We start from the raw sequence: 8,662 nt of genomic DNA, 5'->3' as shown, positions 1-8,662 counted from the left end.
TACTTCTAAATCAGACATTTTTTGTTTTCTACCAACATCTGATTTATATTCTAATTCGCAATTCAAAGAACTTATAACTTCTAAAACTCTAAAATAGATATAAAAATAATTATTAAGACAACCCGTTGGGTGTAATTATTTAAAGTAAAATAAATTGATTAGATACTGGTCAAGACACTGAAATTCAGTATCTTGATGTCGCAAAACAAAACAATATCTATGTCAAATATAGTAAAAAATTATTTAAGAGTTTTAGAAGTTATACGTTCTTTGAATTGTGAATTAGAGTTTAAATCTGATGTTGGAAGAAAACAAAAAATGACTGATTTAGAAGTAGTTGCATTGAGTTTGATAGCTGAATTTATGTCTATTGATAGTGAGAATTCTTTATTTAAAGAGATTGATAAGCAACAAATTCCTAATTTAATCGAGCGAAGTCAATTCAATAAAAGAAGACGAAAATTGTTTTTATTTTCAGAAGAAGTAAGAACAAAATTAGCCTCACGGTTTTTAGAATTTGAAGATTATTATATAGTCGATAGTATGCCGTTGGAGATTTGCAAATTTGCTCGTCATAGGAGAATTAAAATCTGTAAAAATGAGTTCGAAACAGCTCCTTCAAAAGGGTTTTGTGCTTCTCAAAACAACTGGTTTTACGGATATAAATTACATGGAGTTTGCTCCATTAATGGGATTTTTCATTCCGTAGATATTACAAAAGCAGAAGTTCATGATGTTCATTTTTTAAAAAACATAAAACAACAAATGTCTGATTGTGTGTTGCTTGGAGATAGAGGTTATTTATCTAAAAGCATTCAATTAGATTTATTTCACACAGTAAATATCAAATTAGAAACGCCAAAAAGGAAAAATCAAAAAGACTATAAACCACAACCTTATATTTTTCGAAAGTCAAGGAAAAGAATCGAAACATTATTTTCGCAATTATGTGACCAGTTCAGAATTAGAAATAATTATGCTAAAACTTTTCAAGGTTTTAAAACAAGAATTTTAGCAAAAATAACAGCATTAACATTGGTTCAATATATCAATAAATTTATCTTTGATAGACTAATAAATAATATCAAAAATCAAATCATTTAATTACACCCAACGGGTTAAGACAATAAAATCTAAAAAGTAATTTTCAGAACTGACATAAAAAAACCTTTCAATAAAAATAAATAGTGTTATTTGATTTTTATTGTTACGATTTTATCAGTAAATTTAATTTTTGCAGGGAAATGTTTTGGATCTAATAATTGCAGTGCTTGTTAAACTTACAGTTTATTTAGACACTGTCATAGTGGAGGTAGCTATGGTGTTTGAGGCTCGAGTGGCGAATTTGAAAAACAATATTAATTGGCGGAGGAATGTTATTTATGATATTGCTTTTAGAAAATGGAAATAAGAAATAAAACAGCTAATCAAAAATTAACATAAAAAAAAATTATGACCTTTATACATTTTACGGCGCACTGCCCTTACAATAGACAAGAACCTACACCTGACTAAAATGGCAGTAGGCTTCCTACAAACTAATGTTCTGGTGGTTGGATTTACTGAAACAATAGTGTAATTTCTAGAACATCGCTAACACAACTTTATTTAAATTATAAGGTACAGGCTTACCTAGAATTTTTTGAAAATTAAAATAAGAAAATAAATGACAACTTAGTGAATTATTGAGCTTGTCTTCTAAAAATTTTGGCAATATTTATCAGTTTAAAGAAAAATAGTCCAAAACCGTAAGGCACTTTATTATTTTTCAAAGAATTTAACAATCCTACAATAAATAAAAAAAGCGACAACTTTTGATTGCCGCTTTGAATGTTTTCACAACGGAATAATCCTTATTGTGAATTGCTTCAAAAATGTACACAATTATACAAAAAAATAATTAACAATGATTATGGATTGCCATAAAAAAATAAATTTTCTTTATTTTACTTTTATAGAATAAATTTTTGAAGTATGAAAAAAATATTAGGACTGGATTTAGGAACAAATAGTATTGGCTGGGCACTAACAAATAATGATTTTGAGAATAAAACAGGGAATATTGAAGGATTAGGGAGCCGTATAATACCAATGAGTCAGGATGTTCTTGGCAAATTTGATAGTGGTGTATCTATTTCTCAAACTGCTGAAAGAACAAAATACAGAGGAACAAGAAGATTAGTCCAACGTTTCTTATTAAGAAGAGAGCGTCTTCATCGTATTTTAAACATACTTGATTTTTTACCTAAACATTATTCCGAATCAATCGATTTTGATAAAAAGTTTGGACAATTTAAACCTCAAAGAGAAGAAAAATTATCTTTTTATAAAAATGAAAACGGTAAAAACCAGTTCTTATTTTTGGAAAGCCACCAAGAAATGATTGCAGAATTCAAGATAACCAATCCTAATTTGAAACAAGTTCCTTATGATTGGACAATTTATTATTTAAGAAAAAAAGCATTAACCCAAAAAATAACTAAAGAAGAATTGGCTTGGATAATACTTAATTTCAATCAAAAAAGAGGATATTATCAATTGCGTGGTGAGGAAGAAGATGAAAATAAAGGAAAATCTGTTAAGTTTTATTCTTTAGTTGTTACAGATGTTATCAACACAAACGAGAAAAACAAATCAGGACAAACACTATATAAAATCATATTAGAAAACGGTTGGGATTTTATCAAACCAAGCAATAACAACGTAGAGTGGAAAGGAAAAACTAAAGAATTTATTATCACTACTGATGTCGAAGAAGACGGCATTACACCAAAAAAAGATAAAGAGGGAAAAGAAAAAAGAAGTTTTAGAGCGCCATTAGAAAATGATTGGACTTTAGTTAAAACCAAAACCGAACAAGACATTAAAAACAGTACCAAAACAGTAGGTTCTTATATATTTGATGCTCTGATAAAAAATCCAAATCAAAAAATCAATGGAAAATTAGTTCGAACTATTGAAAGACATTATTATAAAAGTGAACTAAAACAAATACTTGAAACGCAAATAGAATTTCATTCAGCTATTTTAAATGATAGAAATATTTATGAAAAATGTATTAATGAATTATACAAGCACAATGACGCACATAAAAACAACATAAAAGACAGAAGTTTTGAGTACCTGCTTCTAGAAGACATCATCTTTTATCAACGTCCGCTTAAAAGCAAAACTTCATTAATCAGTAATTGCAGTTTAGAATTTAGCCCAATTAAAGACAAAAGAGGAAATCTAGTAAAAGATAGTAATGGACAACAGGTTGTAAAACCTTTAAAATGCATTGCTAAATCAAATCCTATTTTTCAAAAATTTAGACTCCTACAATTTGTAAAAAATCTTAAAATTTATAAAAAAGAAATCGTTAATGAAATTGATGTTACAAATGAATATTTAAAAACAGAAGACGATTTAGTAGAATTATTCCATTGGCTAAATGACAAAGCAGAAATCAGTCAGAAACAATTTTTAGCATATCCTAAATTCAAATTAAAAGAAGATAAATTCAGATGGAATTTTGTTGAAGACAAAATTTATCCATGCAATGAAACAAGAAATCAGTTTTTGAATGCAATTGCAAAAATTGATGTAGATAAATCTTTTTTTGATGCTAAAAACACGCAAGATTTATGGCATATTTTATATTCAGTTACGGATAAAACAGAATCGTATTCCATTGATGAGATCACAGGATTACAATCTGGAGCTATATGTACATTTGCTAAACGGCATAATTTACCTAAAGAATTTATATCAAATTTTTCAAAAATAAAACCTTATAAAAAAGACTACGGATCTTATTCTGAAAAAGCAATAAAGAAATTATTGACGTTAATGCGTTTTGGAAGCAATTGGAATGAAAATGATTTCGATGCCAAAACATTAGCTAGAATTGACAAAATACAAACAGGAGAGTTTGACGAAAACATGAGAAATCGAGTTCGATTTAAAGCCATTGATTTAAAAAAAATCTCAGATTTTCAAAATTTGCCATTATGGTTAGCATCCTACATTATTTATGATAAACACAGTGAAGCTAGCGATATTTCAAAATGGAAAACTCCTGCAGATATCGAACACTTTTTGAAAAATGATTTCAAACAACATTCACTCCGAAATCCAATTGTAGAACAAGTCATTACTGAAACCTTGCGAGTTGTTAAAGATATTTGGCAACATTACGGTGAAGGAAGAGAAAATTTCTTTCATGAAATCCACATTGAACTAGGGCGTGAAATGAAAAACAATACTGCGGTTAGAAAAAGAATTACAGCCAATATAAATCAAAACGAAAACACAAATTCTCGAATCAAAGCCATTTTAACAGAACTTAAAAATGATGGAGTTGCTGCTATACGTCCCTATTCACCTAGTCAGCAAGAGATTTTGAAAATTTACGAAGAAGGAGTTTACAGCAGTGAAATCAGAAAAGAAAAATTAGAGGACATTGATAAAATTAGAAAAAATGCAAAACCCACTTCTTCTGAAATCAACAGATACAAACTTTGGCTAGAACAAGGTTATGTTTCTCCATATACAGGAAAATTAATTCCATTAAGTGACCTTTTTACAACAAAATACCAAATCGAACACATCATTCCTCAATCAAGATTATTTGATGATTCCTTAATAAACAAAGTTATTTGTGAATCCGAAGTAAATGATTTGAAAAGGAATAAGACAGCTTTAGAATTCATTCTACAAAATGAAGATAGAATTGTAACATTAACTGGTGGGAAAACAGTTAAGATTTTCACTAAAGAAGCTTATAACCAACATATCACTAGTTATTACAGCAAAAATAAAAACAAACAAAAACGATTATTGAGTGAAGAGATTCCTGAACGGTTTATCGAAAGACAATTAAATGACACTAAATATATCAGTAACATTGTCAAAAATCTTTTCAGTAAAATAGTTAGAGAAGACGATGAACAAGAAGTAACCTCAAAACATATCGTTTCCTTAAATGGCTCTATAACTTCCAAAATGAAACAAGATTGGGGTTTGAATGATGTTTGGAACAAAATAGTTACACCTCGTTTTGAGCGTTTAAATACCATTACTAATTCAAGTGATTTTGGTAAATTAGAACTCAAAAAAGACGAATTTGGAAACGCTGGAAAACAAGTTTTTCAAACTACAGTGCCAGATGCAATTGCAAAAGGATTTTCTAAAAAAAGAATTGACCACCGCCATCACGCTCTTGATGCATTGGTAATTGCTTGTGTAAATAGAACCCACATAAACTATTTAAATAATTTAAATGCAAAAGAGGAGGAGGATAAAACAGTCAAACATGAATTAAGAAATAAACTTTGTTTTAAAACCAAAGCTGACGCAAATGGAAATTACAAATGGGAATTTCACAAACCTTGGGAAGGCTTTACAAAAAAAGCTGAAGATAAATTAAATCAAACCATAATCAGCTTCAAGCAAAACACTAGAGTTATCAATAAAACGGTAAACAAATATCAAGTTTGGAAAGAGGAAGATGGTACAATGAAAAAAATTACAGTTAAACAAACCAAAGGAGACAATTGGGCAATTAGAAAACCAATGCACGCAGAAACCGTTAGCGGAAAAGTGTTTTTAAAGCGAATTAAACAAAGTCATATTTCTATTGTAAATGCCATAGAACAAATAGAATTGATTGTTGACAAAGAAGTTAAAAAAAAATTAGCAGCAAAAATAAAAATTTATTCAAACAACAATGATGGTTTAAAAAAACATCTAAAGGACTTCCCTATTTTGATTAATGGAAAGGCAATTGATAAGGTTCAGATTTATGAAACTATACAAGCCACAGCAACAAGAAAGACACTTGACATCACTTTTGATGAAAAAAGAATTGAAAAAATAACGGACACAGGAATACAAAAAATTCTATTAAATCATCTTCAACAAGAAATGTATCAAAATGCTACAGATGAAAATGGTAAAAAAATCCCAGCATACGAAGTTGCTTTTTCTGAAAATGGTTTAGAGGACTTAAACAAAAACATTACCGCATTAAACAAAGGAAAAAAACACCAACCAATTAAAAAAGTTAGAGTTTTTGAAGAAGGTGGCAAATTTAGTCTAGGACAAACCGGTAAAAAAGAAAATAAATATTTTGAAGCTGCCAAAGGGACAAACTTGTTTTTTGCAATTTATAAGGATATAAATGGAAAAAGAAACTATAAAACTGTTCCTTTCAATGAAGTGATTGAAAGACAAAAACAAGGATTAAATTCTGCCCTAGAAATAGATGAAAATGGCAATAACCTTTTATTTACTCTTTCTCCAAACGATTTAGTATACATACCTACAGAAGATGAAAAAGAAAACATAACAGTACATAATTTCGATAAATTATCAAAAGTGCAAACAGAACGTATTTATAAATTTGTAAGTTGTACCGGAGGAGAAGGACATTTTGTTACGAATAGTTATTCAAAAGAAATTATTTCTAATGAAAATGGCTCCAATAATAAAAACGAAAGGATGCTAGAATTTAACAATTCAAATACTATTTATGATGAAAAAGAAAAACCAGTAATGATTAAGTCCATCTGTTGGAAACTCGAAGTAGATAAAATAGGAAAAATAAAAAAAATTATCAAATGATAAAACGAACTCTTTTCTTCGGTAATCCAGTTTATTTAAGTACAAAAAATGAATAAATCGTTATTTCTTATCCAGACAAAGGGCAAGAAACGAAAAAACTGTGGCTATTGAAGATATTGGAGTTATTGTTTTAGAAAATCAACAAATTACAATTACAAACGGATTGTTAGAAAAACTCACCAATAATAATGTCGCTCTCATTAATTGTGATCAATACCATTTACCAATTGGTTTATTAATGCCTTTGGACGGTCACACACAACAAACCGAACGATTTAGACATCAAATTGAAGCTTCACTCCCATTAAAGAAAAACCTCTGGCAACAAACTATTAGTAGTAAAATTACAAACTAAGCCGGATTATTACGTGAAAAAGGAATTCCAATGCGCAAGATGGAACTTTGGGCAAAAGAAGTAACTTCAGGAGATACCTTAAATCATGAAGCTAGGCAGCAATTTATTATTGGGATAAATTATTTAATATTGATGGCTTTATAAGACAGCAAAAAGGACTGCCACCAAACAATTTATTAAACTATGGATATGCTATCCTTAGAGGCATAACAGCTAGAGCAATCGTGAGCTCAGGAATGCTAACTACTTTAGGAATTTTTCATAGAAACAAATACAATGCTTATTGTCTTGCAGATGATATTATGGAACCATACAGACCCTTTGTAGATTTAATTGTTTGCCATATCATGGAAACAGAAGGCAGCATAGACGAATTAAGTACTGATATAAAAAAACAACTGTTAAGCATTGCTTCAATTGATGTTCAAATTGACGGCAAACAAAGTCCTCTAATGGTTGCCATGAGTAGAACAACACACTCCTTGCACCAATGTTTCGAAGGAACCGCAAGAAAGATTTTATACCCAGTATATGCATGATGAACACTACAACCGATTAAATCAATATAGAAGTTTGTGGATATTAGTATTTTTTGATTTACCAACCGAAACAAGTAAAGAGCGAAAAGTAGCTAGTAATTTTCGGAAGAGATTATTAGACGATGGCTTTTCTATGTTTCAATTTTCTATTTACCTACGTTTTTGTGCTAGCAAAGAAAATGCAGAAGTCCATACCAAAAGAATAAAAAATAATCTACCAGAGCATGGAAAAATTGGTGTCATGCAAATTACCGACAAACAATTTGGCATGATGGAACTATTTTATTGAAAAAAACAAGTAGAAACTGACAAACCTTCACAACAATTAGAATTATTTTAAAAATTTAGAATCTCAAAAAACGGTACTTATTTACACCAAGAAAGAAAAAACCAACTCTTTTTTAAATTCTAATAAATCATATAAAAACCAACATATCAGACAATTAAATTAAGACATGTTGGGAATCATAAGCTAAAATACAATTTTGAAAACAATTCACAACCTACTTGACCATAAAATGATACTTGAACTAGTTGGGAATCATAAGCTAAAATACAATTTTGAAAGCAATTCACAACTCCAGATATTAAATATAATACTTTACAGGAGTTGGGAATCATAAACTAAAGTACAATTTTGAAAGCAATTTACAACTTATGCATTACTCAACCTGACAAACCAATGTTGGGAATCATAAGCTAAAATACAATTTTGAAAGCAATTCGCAACTCAGCATCGTTATAAAAAATATATTGCAAGTTGGGAATATGATGCAAAAATACAATTTTAAAGCAATTCACAAAACGATTAAGGTGTTTATTCCTACTTTCTTTTCAAAAATGAACCCACCAAAACAAACGAAAGCACAAGTATCCTATTTTATAATTAAACGCATTTATAAACCTTATTTACTACTAATTATCTATTTTATCATCACCACAGTCCATGAAATGCAATCATTTAGAAAGAAAATTAATATAATCTAATCTTCTTTGAAAATTTGCATAATATTACATTTCATTTCATTAATTTTATGCACTAAAATAACACATTATGAATAAATTTATATTTTTCAGTTTAGCTTTGTCAAATTTATTTTTAACAAACAATTTAGTTGCTCAAGTATTTGTGAGCAACAACAGTTTTATTTACAATAAAGGA

At 29.0% G+C, this 8,662-nt stretch carries 5 protein-coding genes; all 5 read left to right on the top strand.

The genetic code is table 11. The features are described 5' to 3' along the window. Positions 1–270 precede the first annotated feature (270 nt). Entirely contained in the window at positions 271–1,104 is an 834-nt protein-coding gene (locus tag ACH2CG_RS13545; RefSeq protein ID WP_395066084.1) for an IS982 family transposase, read from the top strand. 870 nt (positions 1,105–1,974) lie between these two features. Beyond that, positions 1,975–6,606 carry a type II CRISPR RNA-guided endonuclease Cas9 gene (gene cas9 / locus ACH2CG_RS13540; RefSeq protein ID WP_395066080.1) on the top strand — a complete coding sequence of 1,544 codons (4,632 nt, stop codon included), beginning with the start codon at positions 1,975–1,977 and terminating at the stop codon, positions 6,604–6,606. 100 nt (positions 6,607–6,706) lie between these two features. Beyond that, complete coding sequence (locus ACH2CG_RS13535) at positions 6,707–6,961, top strand: hypothetical protein (RefSeq protein WP_395066078.1); 255 nt, start codon at positions 6,707–6,709, stop codon at positions 6,959–6,961. Positions 6,962–7,062: 101 nt separating this feature from the next. Next, complete coding sequence (cas1, locus tag ACH2CG_RS13530) at positions 7,063–7,500, top strand: type II CRISPR-associated endonuclease Cas1 (protein WP_395066082.1); 438 nt, start codon at positions 7,063–7,065, stop codon at positions 7,498–7,500. Further along, on the top strand, positions 7,493–7,789 hold the full coding sequence (cas2, locus tag ACH2CG_RS13525) for a CRISPR-associated endonuclease Cas2 (RefSeq protein ID WP_395066076.1): 297 nt from the start codon (positions 7,493–7,495) through the stop codon (positions 7,787–7,789). The genes cas1 and cas2 overlap by 8 nt, the downstream gene beginning before the upstream one ends. Positions 7,790–8,662: the final 873 nt, after the last annotated feature.

Origin of the sequence: Flavobacterium sp. (genome assembly GCF_043778725.1) — a bacterium.
Classification (GTDB): Bacteria; Bacteroidota; Bacteroidia; order Flavobacteriales; family Flavobacteriaceae; genus Flavobacterium.
The sequence above is the reverse complement of the archived record's forward strand: the minus strand, read 5'-3'. Positions and strand labels throughout refer to the sequence as shown.